The organism is Lysobacter helvus (assembly GCF_018406645.1).
GTDB classification, from domain to species: domain Bacteria; phylum Pseudomonadota; class Gammaproteobacteria; order Xanthomonadales; family Xanthomonadaceae; genus Noviluteimonas; species Noviluteimonas caseinilytica.
This window is the reverse complement of record NZ_AP024546.1, coordinates 2,038,668-2,052,077: the sequence shown is the minus strand read 5'-3', so window position 1 is coordinate 2,052,077 and position 13,410 is coordinate 2,038,668. Positions and strand designations below refer to the sequence as shown.

The following is a 13,410-nucleotide window of genomic DNA, read 5'->3' as shown; positions in this document are numbered from 1 at the left end:
ATCCGCGCGGTTACTTCGACCCTTCGCCGATGTACTGCTTCAGCCACGCGTTCACCGTGTCGTGCCACAGCACGCTGTTCTGCGGCTTGAGCACCCAGTGGTTCTCGTCGGGGAAGTAGAGGAACTTCGACGGCACGCCCTTGCGCTGCGCGGCGGTGAACGCACCGATGCCCTGCTCCACCGGGATGCGGAAGTCCTGCTGCCCGTGCACGACGAGCATCGGCACCTTCCAGTCCTTGACGTGGTTGACCGGGTTGAAGCGCTCGTAGCCTTGCGGGTTGTCGAACACGGTGCCGCCGTTCTCCCATTCGGAGAACCACAGCTCTTCGGTCGCGTAACCCATCATGCGCTGGTCGAACACGCCGTCGTGCGTGACCAGGCACTTCCACGGCGTGTTCCAGTTGCCGGCGATCCAGTTGACCATGAAGCCGCCGTACGACGCGCCGAGCGCGCACGCCTTGTCGCCGTCGAGGAAGTCGAACTGCTTCTGCGCGGCGGCCCAACCCTTCTGCAGGTCTTCGAGCGGACGATCGCCCCAATGCTGGCTGATCGCGTCGGTGAACGCCTGGCCGTAACCGGTGGAGCCGTGGAAGTCGATCATGACCACCGCGTAGCCCTGGCCCGCGTACGTCTGCGGATTCCAGCGATAGCTCCAGCCGTTGCCGAAGCTGCCCTGCGGGCCGCCGTGGATCAGGAACGCCACCGGGTACTTCTTGCCCGGCTGGTAATTCCACGGCTTCACGACGTAGCCGTACACGGTGTCGTTGTTCCAGCCGACGAACTTGAACTGCTGCGCTTCGCCGAACTTCACGTCCTTCACCATCTCGCCCGCGCTCTGCGTGATCGCACGCGGCGTGCTGCCATCGGGCTGCGCGGCGAACAACTGGTCGCCGGTCTGGATCGTGTTGCGCGTGTACACCAGCGTGGGGCCGGCCATCGCGAACGACGACACCGTGCCGTCCTTCACCAGCGTAGTCACTTCGCCGTTGTCCACGTTGACGGCGAACAGCGGCGCCTGGCCGAGTTCCTCCGCCGTCGTGTAGATCGTCTTGCCGTCATCCGACAGCGCGATGCCGTTGGCCGAGGCGTCCCACTTCGGATCGATCTCGCGCGTCTTGCCCGAGGCCATGTCCATCGCCATCAGCGCGAAGCGGTCGGCTTCGAAGCCCGGGCGCTTCATCGCGCGATAGAACAGCGTCTTGCCGTCCTTCGAGAACACCGGGCCGGTGTCCCACGCCTTGTTGGCGGCGGTGAGGTTCTTCGCAGCGCCCTTGCCGTCGGCCTGCACGAGGTACAGGTCGAAGTTGGTCGACCACGGTTCCTGGCCATCGGACTTGCGCGCCGACAGCACGAGCGACTTGCCGTCGGGCGACCACGCGAATTCGCCGGTGTCGCCGAACGGACGCGACGGCACGTCGCCGATCACGTCGCCGCCGACCAGCGTGGCGGTGGAAATCTTCGCCTTGCCATCGCCCAGCGGCGCGACGAACACGCGGTTCAGCTTGCCTTCGTTCCATGCATCCCAGTGGCGGATGAAGACGCGGTCGAACACCTTGCCCGAGGCCTTCTTCGCCTCGGCGTCCTTCGAACGCTTCTGCGTGCACGCGAAATCCGACTTGCAGTCGGCGAACGCTTCCACCGCCAGCGCGACACGCTTGCCGTCGGGCGACACCTTGAAACCGCCGACATCGCCGGCGATGTCGGTCAGCTGCACGGGCGCGCCGCCCGCGGTGGGGATCGCGTAGAGCTGCATCGAGCCCGACTTCGCGCTGAGGAAGTACACGCGGCTGCCGTCGGACGCGAAGTCCGGCGAGTTGACGCTCCAGCCTTCCGGCGTGAGGCGCACGGGCGGTGCGGCATCGCGCGCCATCAGGTCTTCGATCCACAGCGAGGTGGCCGACTTGTTGGCATCGAAGTCGACGACGCGCTTGGCGAACACGACCTTGCGGCCGTCCGGCGAAAGCACCGGCGAGGACACGCGATCGAGTTTCGCGAGGTCGCGGACTTCGAAGCCGCGTTCTGCATGGGCGACGGACGGAAGCGCCGCCGCGAGGGCGAGCGCGAGGAGTGCGGGACGAAGCGTCATGGTGGAATTCCGATCAGGAAAGGAATGCGGCGGATCAGGCAATGACCTTGCGGCTCATGCGTTCGATCCAGCGATACAAAAGGAACACGGCGGCGACGAACGCGACGCCACCGATCCACAGCGAATAGTTGGCGGCGAAGTCGTCGCCCACCAGGCCCAACGGATAGTTGGAACCGGAGAACGCCACGATGGCCGCGATCAGCACGCCCACCAGGCCTTCGCCGACGATCATGCCGGAGGCCAGCAGCACGCCGAGTTGCTTGGTGGCTTCCGGGCGCGGGCTGCGTTCGGCGCGCTTGTCGTAGATCGCCCCGATCACCGCACCCACCACCACCATCAGCGTGGCCGACGTCGGCAGGTAGATGCCCAGGCCCACGGCGAGCGGCGCCAGGTGCGCGGACTTCGTCGTATGGCGCAGCACCGCGTCGATGATGATCAACGCCACGCCGATCGCCGCACCGATGCCGATCAGCGACCAGTCGATGTTGTTTTCGATCACGCCCTGCGCGAGCGCGGAGATCAGGCCGGCCTGCGGCGCGGCGAGCGCATGCGCGGGATCCACGCCCGGCGCGCCGGTGAAGCCGTAGGCCTTGTTGACGATCGACAGCACCGGCGGGATCACCGCCGAGCCCGCGATCACGCCGACGATCAGCGCCCACTGCTGCGCGGATGGCGTGGCGTCGACGAGCTGGCCGGTCTTGAGGTCCTGCAGGTTGTTGTTCGCGATCGCGGCCACGGTGAACACCACCGCGGTGACGAACAGCGCGAATGCGACGAGTCCCTTCTCGTGCCCCGGTTCCAGCATCGGCTTGATGCCGTACACCAGCAGCAGCGCCGCACCGATCACCACCAGGATGCCGATGCCGGACAGCGGCGAGTTGGACGACCCGATCAGGCCCGCCATGTAGCCGCACACGGTGGAGACCAGGAAGCTCATGACCACGATGTAGAGCAGGCCGCCGATGACGAGCGCCGGCGTGACCGATCCCAGTCCGGTCTCGTTGCTGAAGTGCACCAGCAGGAAGGCGATCGGCACGAAGCACGCGGCCATGATCATGCCGACCACGGTGATCGGGATGTCGTGTTCGGTGCGCGGCAGCGTGGCGAGGTTGCCGGCGGCGCGCACGCGGCTGGCGTGCATCGCCGAGGCCAGGCCGCTGACCACCGGCTTCACGAGCTTACCGAGTGTCCAGATGGCCGCGACACCGATGGTGCCCGCGCCGACGAAGCGCACCTTCGCGCTCCACGTCGCGCCCGCGATGTCTTCCAGGCCGCCGGTGCCGGGCACGAGCGCGGAGAAATGCGGCACGCCCCACACCCAGCCGATCAGCGCGCCGAGCAGCATCGCCAGGCCCACCCACAGCCCGACGAGGTGGCCCACCGCGAACAACGCCATCGACAGCGCGAAGTCGAACCCGGACACGCCGTTCTCGCCGACCTTGAAGTAACTCTTCACGTCGCTGGCGAACACGCGCGTCGCCACGATCAGCGCGAACGCCGACGCGACCACCGCGCCCCACACCACCGCCAGCAAGCCGGCGCGGCTTTCCTCGGCGCCGTGCTTGGTGCCTTCCGCACCGGGGCTGCCGACCTTGAGCACTTCCGCGCATGCCACGCCTTCGGGATACGGCAGGTCGGAGTTGGTGACCAGCGCGCGGCGCAGCGGGATCGAATACATCACGCCCAGGATGCCGCCGAGCGCGCAGATGGCGAACGAGGCCCAGTACGGGAAGCCCGTCCACCAGCCGATGATCACCAGGCCCGGCAGCACGAAGATGATCGACGACAAGGTGCCGGCGGCCGAGGCCACCGTCTGCACGATGTTGTTTTCCTGGATGGTCGCGCCCTTGAAGTTGCGCAGCAGCGCCATCGAAATCACGGCCGCCGGGATGGACGTGGCGAACGTCAGGCCCGCCTTCAGGCCGAAGAACACGTTGGCGGCGGTGAACGCCAGGGTGATGACGACGCCCAGGACCAGGGCGCGCAGGGTGAATTCGTTGCGCGGCGCGAGGCCGGGCGTGGCGGGTTGGGACACGGGGCGTGATCCTCGCAGGACGCGGACGCACGGTCCGCAGGTTGGTTCGAAAAGCGCGGCCAACCCTACGCCGGGGGCCGGCCCCAAGTCCAGCCGGGGCGGGGCTTTGCGGGCGCCGAGGGTATGCTCCGGCCACGCCGCCCACGGAGTCGCCTCGCGTGTCCGCAGTCACCGCCTTCACCGACATCCCGCGCAGCGAGGACTTCATGGGGCACCCGAAGGGGGTGTTCGTCTGCTTCTTCACCGAGATGTGGGAGCGCTTCTCCTTCTACGGGATGAAGGCGTTGCTGCTGCTCTATTTGCTGAAGCACCACCGCTTCAACGACGACGCGGGCTACGAATTGATCGGCGCATACGGCGGGCTCGTGTACGCGGTGCCCGTGATCGGCGGCCTGCTGGCGGATCGCTGGCTCGGGATGCGCAAGGCCGTGGTGCTCGGCGGCGTGCTGTTGTGCCTCGGGCATTTCGGCATGGCGTTCGAAGGCCAGGACGCCCGACTGGTGAACGGCGTGGTCGTGCGCGACGAAGGCGCGCTGCAGGTGTTCTACCTCTCGCTCGCGCTGATCATCATGGGCGTAGGCTTTTTGAAGCCGAACATCTCCACCATCGTCGGCAAGCTGTACGCGGACGATGATCCGCGGCGCGATTCCGGATTCACCTTGTTCTATGCGGGCATCAACGTTGGCGGGTTGTTCGCCGGCTTGATCTGCGCGTTCCTCGGCGAGACCTACGGGTGGAAGTACGGGTTCGGCGCAGCGGGCATCGGCATGGTGGCGGGCCTGGCGATGTTCCTGTGGGGACAGAAGTACCTGCATGGCCACGCGGAGCCGCGCGATCCGGTCGCGTTGCGCGAACGCGTGGGTGGGTTGCCACGCGAGTGGTGGATCTACCTGGGGTCGTTCGCGGGCGTGGCGGTGGTGTGGCAGCTGATCCAGCGCACGGCCACGGTGGAAAACGCGATGCACGTGGTGGCCGCGGTGTTCCTCGCGTGGTTCGCCTGGTACCTGGTGGCGCGCTGCGATCGCGTGCAGCGCCAGCAGATGTTCGCGCTGATCGTGATCATCCTGGCGGTGCTGGTGTTCTTCACCTTGTACGAGCAGACCTACGGGTCGTGGCTCACCTTCACCGATCGCCTGATGACGAAGGACATGTTCCCGTCGATGGTCAGCGACGCCAGCGGCACGGTGCCGTGGTCGGTGTACCTGATGGCGGGCACGCCGATCGGCATCGTGATCGCGTTGAAGGCGAGCGACCGCGGCAACCACGCGCTGGCGACCACCGCGGTGATCGTGCTGGCGCTCGCGATGGCGGTGGCGTGTTTCCGCGACGTGATCCTGGTGCCGCAGACGGCGGGTTCGCTCACGTTCCTTGGTTCGTTCTTCGTCGTGATCCTCTCGCCCTTCTTCGCGTGGCTGTGGCCATGGCTGGAGAAGCGCGGCATGAATCCGAGCAAGCCGCTGAAGAGCGTGTTCGGGTTGTTGTTCGCGGCGCTGGCGTTCCTGCCGTTGCTGCAGGCCACGCAGCACGTCGCCGCGACCGGCGCGATGGCAAGCGTGTGGTGGCTGGTGCTGGCTTACCTGCTGCTGGAAATCGGCGAGATGTGCCTGTCGCCGATCGGTCTTTCAGCGGTGACGCAGCTGTCGGTCGCGCAGGTCGTCGGCCTGATGATGGGCGGCTTCTGGCTGGCGACGGCATATTCGGAAGTGCTGGCGGCGCAGTTCGGGAAGCTGGCGTCGATCGACATCCCGGAAAGCGGCGCGATCGATGCCGTTGCCGCGGCGGCCAAGTACGCGCACCTGTTCGAGCTGATGTGGATCATCGGCCTCGTGTCGGCGGGCGCGTTCCTGTTGCTGACGTTCGTGTTCCTGAAACGGTGGATGCACGGGGTCAAATGAAAAAGCCCGCATCGCTGCGGGCTTTCCCGTGTGTGCACGCGTGAAGCGTTGCGACGATTACTTCGCCTTCGCGATCGTGAACTTGCCGAAGGTGATGCCGACGTCCCAGCCCTTGCCGGCGCCGGCGAGCTTGAGCTCCGTGTCGCCCTTCACCATGACCTGCGCGGTACCGGATTTCGCCGCGCCCGCGTGCGCCTCGGCAGAGGCGTAGCTGCCCAGCGTTTCCTTGATGTCGCTGACGCCGCTGAAATCGCCGGTGCCGCCTTCGATCTTCTGCTTGCCCACGCTCAGGCCGCCGCCCTTCGCGCTGACGGTGACATTCATCTTCTGGCCGTTGTCGCAGGTGATCGTGCCGCTGCCGGAGGCGGTCTTGTACAGCACCGACCAGCCGCTCATGTTGAAACGCAGGTTGCAATCGACCTTGCCCTTCGCGAACGCGGCGGGGGACGCCAGGACCAGGGTCAGGCCGGCGAGGGAAAGCAGACGGTTCATGGCGGCACTCCGTGTGCGGGGATGGGAAACGACGATATACGCCTAACCCGACCGGGGCGCGTAAAGGCCGCCTTCACCCGACGGCTATCGAGCCGGATTGCTTCGTGCGCGCCGCTGGCGAAGGAAGATCGCCAGCAACAGGCACGCCAGCATGCCGACGCCGCCCCACGCCACCATGAAGAGGGATTCCCAGGCCGAATACGCGGACGGATCCCGTCCCCCGAACCATACCGGCGCCCAATAGGCGACATACGCGACGGCGAGCGGGACGACCACCGCCGCCACCCACAACCACCGACACCGCAACAGGGATGCGATCGCGAGCAGGAGCAACAAGGACGTCACCGCGACGATGGCCGTCGTGGCGGCAAGCGACAAGGATTCGAAAGCCTCGATCATGGCGCGCTCCCGTGGCTCGACATCAGAGCAGGATCGCGTGCCTTGCACGCGTGTCCGGATCCATCCCCTTGAACACGACGCTTTGCGTCGCGGCGTCCCACACCATGGGCTCCCCGGTGTACGGGTCCTTCAGCGCGGAGGCCCGGATGCGACGCGCGGCATCCGCCGGTGTCGCGTTGGCAGCGCGCAGTTCCACCGCCAGCATCGCGGCGCGACGCTCGCCCTCCACATCGCTCACGCGAACGGCGTACCGCATCGGGTCGGTCTCGGTGGTGATGCGGAACAGGACGTAGCCGAGCGGGTTGTAGGCGCGGTAGACGTCCTCGCCGTGCTGCGGCGCCGACGCCGCCGCGTCGCGCAACGCTTGCGGCAGCGCGCGATAGTCCGCGTCCATGCGACTGGCCATGCGCATCGTGCGGGCGGCGTAGAGATTGCGCGTCGCCTGCGGCTTGTACATCGGTTGCAGGATCCACCGGCCGACGCGCCCGCCGGGAACGTCGCCGTCTTGCAGCGACGGACCGAGCGATGCAGCGATGAAGGTCGCTTCGCCCGCCAGCACGCGGCGCATCGATCGCTCCTCGCGCGTCAGCGGCGTGCGCCAGCCGTCAGGCGGCGCGGCGGGCTGGCCGCGAGCGTGCAGTTCGCGAAGCACCAGGTTGCCCAGCGCGAAATGATGCCGGATCGCGGCGCTCGAGATGATCTTCGCCAGCGTCGTATCCGACGATCGCAGCAACATGCGCCAGAACGCCAGGTCCTGATCGAGCAGCGCACGCGCGGCATCGCCCTTGCCGTCGCGCGCGAGCGTCCAGGCGTTCGCGAGGAGCAGTTGCTGCCCGTTGATCGCGTGCTGGTAACGGACGAACGGCGTGCCCATGTCGCGCGGGATCTCTTCGCGCCATTGGTGGAACTGGATGAGCCGAAGGTAACGCTCGAGCAACCACGACTCCGAAGCAAGCCACTGGTCGACCCGTTCGGGATGCCGTTGCCACTGTTGAACGCACGCAGCGCTGCCGTCGAAGCACGCTTCGGCCATCGCGGTGATCGCCGGCGACCTGCGTTCCTTGACGTTGACTTCCTTGCCCGGGAAGTCGAACGGCGGTGCATGCGGATTCCAGGCCGCCATGTTCCGCAGGAACGCCATGCGCGTCCGCCCCATGGCGACCGGATCCGCGCCGGGCGGCGCCCCCATCCCGAGCATGAAGACGAACGCATTGTCCTGGTCCGGCACCGCCGGCCGATCGCGGACGGCACGGACCAGTTCCTGCGACGCCACCGACGGCGGCTCGTCGTTCCAGTTGATCGCCACCATCACGCCGTACAACGCGACGACCAGCAGCAGGAGACCCGCCACGATCCACGCGATCACCCGCACTGCGCGTGGCATCGGCATCACAGCGGCACCGCATGGCGCGCATGCGTTCCCTTCGCCATCCCGGTGAACACGATGCGCTTGTTCGCCGCATCCCATTCGAACGGTTGGCCGGTGTACGGGTTCTTCAGCGGCGAAGCCTGCACACGTTGCGCAAGGTCCGTTGCGTCCGCACCGGCGGCACGCAGCTCCGCCGCCAGCAACGTCGCGCGGCGCTCGCCTTCGAGGTCGGCCACGCGCAATGCGTACTGCGCGTCGTCGCTCGCGGCGCCGATGCCGTACAGCACGCACCCGACGAAGTTGTAGAGGCCGTCGCACCGCCCGGTCGGTGCCTGCATGTTGGCCGCGGCCGGCAACGCGGGATAGTCGGCGTCGAACCGCAGGCCCGCCGCACGGAACCGCGCTGCGGACAGGTTGTTCGTTGCCTGCACCTTCAGCATCGGGCGCTTGAACCAATCGCTCAGGCGATCGGTGCCGAACGCGTCCGCGATGGGCTGCAGCGATCCGGACTGGAAGCGGAACTCACCCGCGAACGGGCGCTGCATGGAACGCTCCGCCAGGCTGAGGGGCGTCTGCCACGCATCGGGCGGCGCGGCGGGTTTGCCGGCAGCGTGCAGATCGCGCAGCGCCAGGTTGCCCAGCGCGAGGTTCCGTTCGACGGCACCCGTGGCGATCATCTTGGTGATCAGCGTGTCGCTCGATTGCAGCACCATGCGCCAGAACGCGAGGTCGTCCTGCAACAGGGCGCGCGCGGCATCGCCCTGCCCTGCGCGTGCGTGCTGCCAGGACTGCATGAGCAACAACAGTTGCCCATCCCGGGCGACGAGGAAGGACGGCATGGGCGCCGCCATGTCGTTCGGCACGCGTTCGCGCCACTGGCGCAGCGCCACGAGGTCCTCGTAGCGCGCCAGCAACCACGATTCCGAATCCAGCCACTGCGCGACCTGCGCCGGGTCCGCATGCACCAGGCGCACGCATTCCGCGCTGTCCGTGTCGAACTTCCCGCAGGCCTCCGCGATGGCCGCGATCGCCGGCGTGCGTGACCCTTTGTATTGCACTTCCCGTCCGGGCAAATAGACCGGAGCGTCCCCCGCTTTCCACGGCTGGACCCGCGTCAGGAAGCGATTGCGTTCCTGGCCGCGGATGAAGGGGTCTTCCTGCAACGGCGCCGACAGGCCGAGGAACAGGATGTAAGCGTTGCTTTGGTCGGGAATGATCGGCCGGTCGCCCGTGATGCGTGCAAGCGCCTGCGCATCGGCCGACGGCGGCTCGTCGAACCAGTTGATCGCCACGACGGCGAGATACGCCACGACGACGGCGACCGCGCAGCTCCCCAGCGCCCACGCAACGCCCTGCCCGAAACGATGCATCGTGTTCTCCCCCGAACATCGAACGACGCGAGCTTACCCAAGACGACCGGCGCTTGCGCCTACCGGGTCTTCGAAAGATTGGCGATCGTGGCCTGCATGAGGGCGATGGAGACGTCTTTCCCGTCTTGCGTCGCCAGGATTTCAGCGGTGCACACCGTCAGCATCCTGCCGGCCTTCCTGACCTTGCCGATGGCGACGAAATGGTCCGCGAGCGCAGGTCGCAGGAGGTTGACCTTGAATTCAACGGTCAATACGTCGCAGTCGTCCGGCGCCACGCTCAGCGCGGCGAAGCCGCACGCGCTGTCCAGGATGGTGGTGAGCGCACCCGCGTGGACGTAGCCGTTCTGCTGGCAGATCTCCGGGCGGGAAGGCAGCGAGATGTGCACCTCGCCTTCCGCAACGGACGCGAGCCTCGCGCCCAGCGTCGTCATCAGGCCCTGGGCTTCGAAGCAGTCGACGACTTTCTGGTGCCAATACCGCATCGACGTTGGCCCCGCTCGCGTTGCGCGCCACGGTAGCAAACCCCCGCGTCACGCGCGCTTCGGCAGCTTCCAGCCCGGGCGGATCACGTGGCAGGTGTAGCCCTCGGGATAACGCTCCAGGTAATCCTGGTGTTCCGGTTCGGCTTGCCAGAACGGGCCGGCCGGCGAGACTTCGGTGACCACCTTGCCCGGCCACAAACCCGACGCATCGACATCCGCGATCGTGTCTTCGGCCACGCGCTTCTGTTCGTCGTCCAGGTAGAAGATCGCCGAGCGATAGCTCATGCCGACGTCGTTGCCCTGGCGGTTCTTCGTCGACGGGTCGTGGATCTGGAAGAAGAACTCCAGGATGTCGCGATAGCTCGTCTGCGCCGGATCGAAGGTGATCTCGATCGCCTCGGCGTGCGTGCCGTGGTTGCGGTAGGTCGCGTTCGGCACGTCGCCGCCGCTGTAGCCCACGCGCGTGGCGAGGATGCCGGGCTGGCGCCGGATCAGGTCCTGCATGCCCCAGAAGCAGCCGCCGGCCAGCAGCGCGGTACTCGTTTGCGTGGTCATCGTGCTTGGTCCTCGTCGGGTGGGGGTGCGATATTGCGCCCCGGCCGGGTCGACCGACGTCGATCGCCCGGACCCAATGGATAGGGGCGCCCACGATGCTCCGCAAGGCCACGCCGGAACGCCTGACCCTGTTTTCCGACGGCGTCTTCGCCGTCCTCATCACCGTGCTGGTGCTGGAACTGCGCCCGCCCGCGCAAAGCACCTATGCCGCGCTGCTGGCGCACTGGCCGTCATGGCTGAGCTACGGGATGAGCTACGTGTTCATCGCCATCGTCTGGATGAACCACCATTACCTGCTGCGCTACGCGCGCGAAGCCACGCCGCGCCTGCTGTGGACCAACTTCGCGCACCTGTTCGCGATGTCGCTGGTGCCGCTGTCGACGGCGTGGATGGCACGCAGCAAATTGGCGCCGGCGCCCGTGTCGTTCTACGCGGCGGTCTTCGTGCTGGTGAACGCGACGTACCTCGGGCTGATCACCGAACTCATCGGGCGCGCACCGGCCGATGTCGCACCGGCGCGGATCCGCCACCGGATGCGGCTGCGGGCCACGTTCACGCTGGGCTTGTTCGTGGTCGCGACCGTGGTGGGGTTGTTCGCACCCCTGATCGCCATTGCGCTGTGCTTCGTGTGCCTGGTGGTGTACCTGCGGCCGGATCCGCCGGGGGTTTGACCGTGTCCTCCAAGGGAGCGAACCCCATGGGCCGGTGCTGCTCGAAATCGTTGACGCCGCGACGGGTGCCCGGGATCATCCTGGCGCGATTCCGCTTTTCGGGATCCGCGCCAGCACAGGGGATGTTCCGGGTGATGTTCATGATCGGCCGCGGCGAGCGGGTCGTGCAGGTGGGCCCTGCCGAGACGCACCACTGCCCGCGTTGCGAGGAAGACAAGGACTTCATCCCGCAGCTCAGGTATTCGTACGGCCAATTCGACCTTCTGTTCGGGTTCGTCTACGACAAGCGGTACCAGCTCGCATGTTCGCAGTGCCAGCACGGATGGAAGCTGGAGACGAACGTCATGGAACAGGCACTGGGCCGCGTGCCGATCCCGTTCCACCTGCGCTACGGCCTGTTCGTCGCGATCGCCTGCGCCGCGGCCCTGGTGTGGGCCGCGCACGCCTACCGGCATCCGGGTTAGGTCGGCAGGCCCTGCTCGCGCGCGGCATTGCGGAACAACCACGCCGACACGAGCCACAGCACGACGAAGATCGCCGTCAGCGCCAGCACCTCGCGGTTCGACCCCAACGCTGCGACCAGCACGACCACCGCCACCGAGGCCTGCGCGATCGCCGTCGCGACCAACGCACGCGCCATGCCGAGCGGCTGGAAGCGCCCGATCAGCGCGCCGATGCCGCCGACGGCCAGGACGCCCGCGAACATCAGGTTCGCGCCATTGGTTTCGCTGCCGATGATGCCGACGGCCAGGGTGATCCACACCAGCAGGAAGCCGGTGACCACCGCCACGCCGACGCCGGCGCGATAGGTCCGGTTGCCCGTCCTCCTCGCGCCGAACTCGTACGCACCGCACGCGATGGCGAGCATCGCGCCCCAGGTGAGGAAGTCGGTTGCCGTCCAATTCACGCCGGTGTCGAACTGCATCGCCACCGCCGGGAGCGCCAGCAGCAACGCTGCGAAGCCCCACATGGCCCACCGCAATCCGTTCCCGCGCCGCCCGCTCCCGCTGATGTTGGCCGCCATCGCTGCGTCTCCGTGCATGAGTGGCGCGCAGCATCGCGCGCGCGGGTGTGTCCACGATGGGCGTTGTGTGAAGCGAGGAAGAAGTCAGCCGGCCTGCCGGCCCTCGAGCTGCTTCCACGTCGAGCGGACGAACCACAGCGTCCCGAGGGTCCCCGAGATGATCAGGGCCACGGACCCTCCGCCGATGACCAGGGAGACCACGTTCGGCACGGGCCAGGGTTCGAAGCCGCGCGCAATCAGCAGGTTCTTGTAGTGGAAGGCCTGCATGGCCGCGCTGCCGAAGCGCACCAGCAGGATGAAGGACGCGAACGCGTAGAGGCACGTCAGCAACCAGTACACGTGCCGGTTGAAGCGATCGCCCGCGATGTAGGTCGACACGATCACCGCGAACGTCAGCGTGATCCAGATCTGCAGGATCGAATCGGTGAGGCCCAGCGCGGCATAGAGCGCCGTGTAGATCACGTCCTGCGGAATCGGTGGCGGATGCATTCGGGCGCCTCCTGTCAGAGCACGCGGTACTCGCTCTGGACCAGCCCGCTCACGAACTGCCGCGTGCAGAGATGTTCCAGCTTGATGTCGCGCTGCAGCGGACCGAAGAGCGGAATGCCGGTCCCGATGAGCACGGGCACGCGCGTGACCACGAGGCGCTGGATCAGGCCGGCGTCGAGGAACCGCTGGATGGTGATGCCGCCGTCGATGTACAGGTGCTCGAATCCGCGTGCGGCGAGGTGCGCGGCGATGGCTTCCGGTGCGCCGGACAGAGGTTCGACCACCGCACCCGCCGGTGCAGGCGCCAGCGCATGCGTGCTGAGCACGAACACCGGCTTGTCGCCGTAGGGCCACTCGGGGAAGGCGAGCACGACCTCGTACGTATTGCGGCCGATGACGAGCGCATCCACCGTGGCCATGAATTCCTCGTAGCCGTGCGGCTCGCCGCCGCCGGGCGGGAGGAAGTCGAGCGCACCGTTCGCGCGGGCCAGGAACCCGTCGAGGCTGGTGCCGACGAAGACGGAGGCTTTCATGCGTGCGCTC

The 13,410-nt window shown here is 67.2% G+C and carries 14 protein-coding genes; 3 read left to right on the top strand and 11 right to left on the bottom strand.

Translation table 11 applies throughout. The annotated features are described in order from the left end of the window. Positions 1-10: 10 nt before the first annotated feature. A complete protein-coding gene (locus LYSHEL_RS09965; RefSeq protein ID WP_213433898.1) occupies positions 11-2,086 on the bottom strand; it encodes a S9 family peptidase in 2,076 nt (691 codons plus the stop codon). A gap of 34 nt (positions 2,087-2,120) precedes the next feature. Next, positions 2,121-4,121 carry an OPT family oligopeptide transporter gene (locus LYSHEL_RS09960; protein ID WP_213433897.1) on the bottom strand — a complete coding sequence of 667 codons (2,001 nt, stop codon included), beginning with the start codon at positions 4,119-4,121 and terminating at the stop codon, positions 2,121-2,123. A 206-nt stretch (positions 4,122-4,327) separates the two neighbouring features. Between LYSHEL_RS09960 and LYSHEL_RS09955 the strand changes: the two genes are divergently transcribed. Next, on the top strand, positions 4,328-6,016 hold the full coding sequence (locus LYSHEL_RS09955) for a peptide MFS transporter (protein ID WP_213437762.1): 1,689 nt from the start codon (positions 4,328-4,330) through the stop codon (positions 6,014-6,016). Positions 6,017-6,073: 57 nt separating this feature from the next. Here LYSHEL_RS09955 and LYSHEL_RS09950 read toward each other — a convergent pair whose 3' ends face one another. The 6 genes from LYSHEL_RS09950 to msrA all read right to left on the bottom strand — a co-directional run bounded on the left by LYSHEL_RS09950 (position 6,074) and on the right by msrA (position 10,683). Then, a complete protein-coding gene (locus LYSHEL_RS09950) occupies positions 6,074-6,508 on the bottom strand; it encodes a hypothetical protein (RefSeq protein WP_213433896.1) in 435 nt (144 codons plus the stop codon). Positions 6,509-6,592: 84 nt separating this feature from the next. Further along, positions 6,593-6,907, bottom strand: coding sequence for a hypothetical protein (locus LYSHEL_RS09945; protein ID WP_213433895.1), 315 nt, complete (start codon positions 6,905-6,907; stop codon positions 6,593-6,595). Between the two features lie 22 nt (positions 6,908-6,929). After that, positions 6,930-8,291, bottom strand: a complete 1,362-nt coding sequence (locus LYSHEL_RS09940) for a hypothetical protein (RefSeq protein WP_213433894.1) — start codon at positions 8,289-8,291, stop codon at positions 6,930-6,932. Between the two features lie 5 nt (positions 8,292-8,296). Beyond that, a complete protein-coding gene (locus tag LYSHEL_RS09935; protein ID WP_213433893.1) occupies positions 8,297-9,646 on the bottom strand; it encodes a hypothetical protein in 1,350 nt (449 codons plus the stop codon). A gap of 59 nt (positions 9,647-9,705) precedes the next feature. Then, a complete protein-coding gene (locus tag LYSHEL_RS09930) occupies positions 9,706-10,077 on the bottom strand; it encodes a PaaI family thioesterase (protein ID WP_213433892.1) in 372 nt (123 codons plus the stop codon). Positions 10,078-10,176: 99 nt separating this feature from the next. Continuing rightward, positions 10,177-10,683 (bottom strand): peptide-methionine (S)-S-oxide reductase MsrA, encoded by a 507-nt coding sequence (gene msrA, locus LYSHEL_RS09925; RefSeq protein ID WP_213433891.1) that lies wholly within the window; start codon positions 10,681-10,683, stop codon positions 10,177-10,179. A gap of 95 nt (positions 10,684-10,778) precedes the next feature. On the opposite strand from msrA, the gene LYSHEL_RS09920 reads away from it, so the two are divergent. Both LYSHEL_RS09920 and LYSHEL_RS09915 read left to right on the top strand, forming a co-directional pair. After that, on the top strand, positions 10,779-11,354 hold the full coding sequence (locus tag LYSHEL_RS09920) for a TMEM175 family protein (protein WP_213433890.1): 576 nt from the start codon (positions 10,779-10,781) through the stop codon (positions 11,352-11,354). A gap of 134 nt (positions 11,355-11,488) precedes the next feature. After that, positions 11,489-11,818, top strand: a complete 330-nt coding sequence (locus tag LYSHEL_RS09915; protein WP_213433889.1) for a hypothetical protein — start codon at positions 11,489-11,491, stop codon at positions 11,816-11,818. Here the strand turns inward: LYSHEL_RS09915 and LYSHEL_RS09910 are convergent. From LYSHEL_RS09910 to LYSHEL_RS09900, 3 genes are all read right to left on the bottom strand, one after another. Next, complete coding sequence (locus LYSHEL_RS09910; RefSeq protein ID WP_213433888.1) at positions 11,815-12,324, bottom strand: hypothetical protein; 510 nt, start codon at positions 12,322-12,324, stop codon at positions 11,815-11,817. The genes LYSHEL_RS09915 and LYSHEL_RS09910 overlap by 4 nt on opposite strands. A gap of 138 nt (positions 12,325-12,462) precedes the next feature. Further along, entirely contained in the window at positions 12,463-12,867 is a 405-nt protein-coding gene (locus LYSHEL_RS09905; RefSeq protein ID WP_213433887.1) for a hypothetical protein, read from the bottom strand. A gap of 14 nt (positions 12,868-12,881) precedes the next feature. Further along, entirely contained in the window at positions 12,882-13,400 is a 519-nt protein-coding gene (locus tag LYSHEL_RS09900; RefSeq protein WP_213433886.1) for a dihydrofolate reductase family protein, read from the bottom strand. Positions 13,401-13,410: the final 10 nt, after the last annotated feature.

Excerpts from the sequence above, each read along its gene's own strand:
- LYSHEL_RS09965 (WP_213433898.1), bottom strand. The coding sequence starts at position 2,086 with ATGACGCTTCGTCCCGCACTCCTCGCGCTCGCCCTCGCGGCGGCGCTT.
- LYSHEL_RS09955 (WP_213437762.1), top strand. The coding sequence starts at position 4,328 with ATGGGGCACCCGAAGGGGGTGTTCGTCTGCTTCTTCACCGAGATGTGG.
- LYSHEL_RS09950 (WP_213433896.1), bottom strand. The coding sequence starts at position 6,508 with ATGAACCGTCTGCTTTCCCTCGCCGGCCTGACCCTGGTCCTGGCGTCC.
- LYSHEL_RS09945 (WP_213433895.1), bottom strand. The coding sequence starts at position 6,907 with ATGATCGAGGCTTTCGAATCCTTGTCGCTTGCCGCCACGACGGCCATC.
- LYSHEL_RS09940 (WP_213433894.1), bottom strand. The coding sequence starts at position 8,291 with ATGCCACGCGCAGTGCGGGTGATCGCGTGGATCGTGGCGGGTCTCCTG.
- LYSHEL_RS09935 (WP_213433893.1), bottom strand. The coding sequence starts at position 9,646 with ATGCATCGTTTCGGGCAGGGCGTTGCGTGGGCGCTGGGGAGCTGCGCG.
- LYSHEL_RS09930 (WP_213433892.1), bottom strand. The coding sequence starts at position 10,077 with ATGACGACGCTGGGCGCGAGGCTCGCGTCCGTTGCGGAAGGCGAGGTG.
- msrA (WP_213433891.1), bottom strand. The coding sequence starts at position 10,683 with ATGACCACGCAAACGAGTACCGCGCTGCTGGCCGGCGGCTGCTTCTGG.
- LYSHEL_RS09920 (WP_213433890.1), top strand. The coding sequence starts at position 10,779 with ATGCTCCGCAAGGCCACGCCGGAACGCCTGACCCTGTTTTCCGACGGC.
- LYSHEL_RS09915 (WP_213433889.1), top strand. The coding sequence starts at position 11,489 with ATGTTCATGATCGGCCGCGGCGAGCGGGTCGTGCAGGTGGGCCCTGCC.
- LYSHEL_RS09910 (WP_213433888.1), bottom strand. The coding sequence starts at position 12,324 with ATGTGGGGCTTCGCAGCGTTGCTGCTGGCGCTCCCGGCGGTGGCGATG.
- LYSHEL_RS09905 (WP_213433887.1), bottom strand. The coding sequence starts at position 12,867 with ATGCATCCGCCACCGATTCCGCAGGACGTGATCTACACGGCGCTCTAT.
- LYSHEL_RS09900 (WP_213433886.1), bottom strand. The coding sequence starts at position 13,400 with ATGAAAGCCTCCGTCTTCGTCGGCACCAGCCTCGACGGGTTCCTGGCC.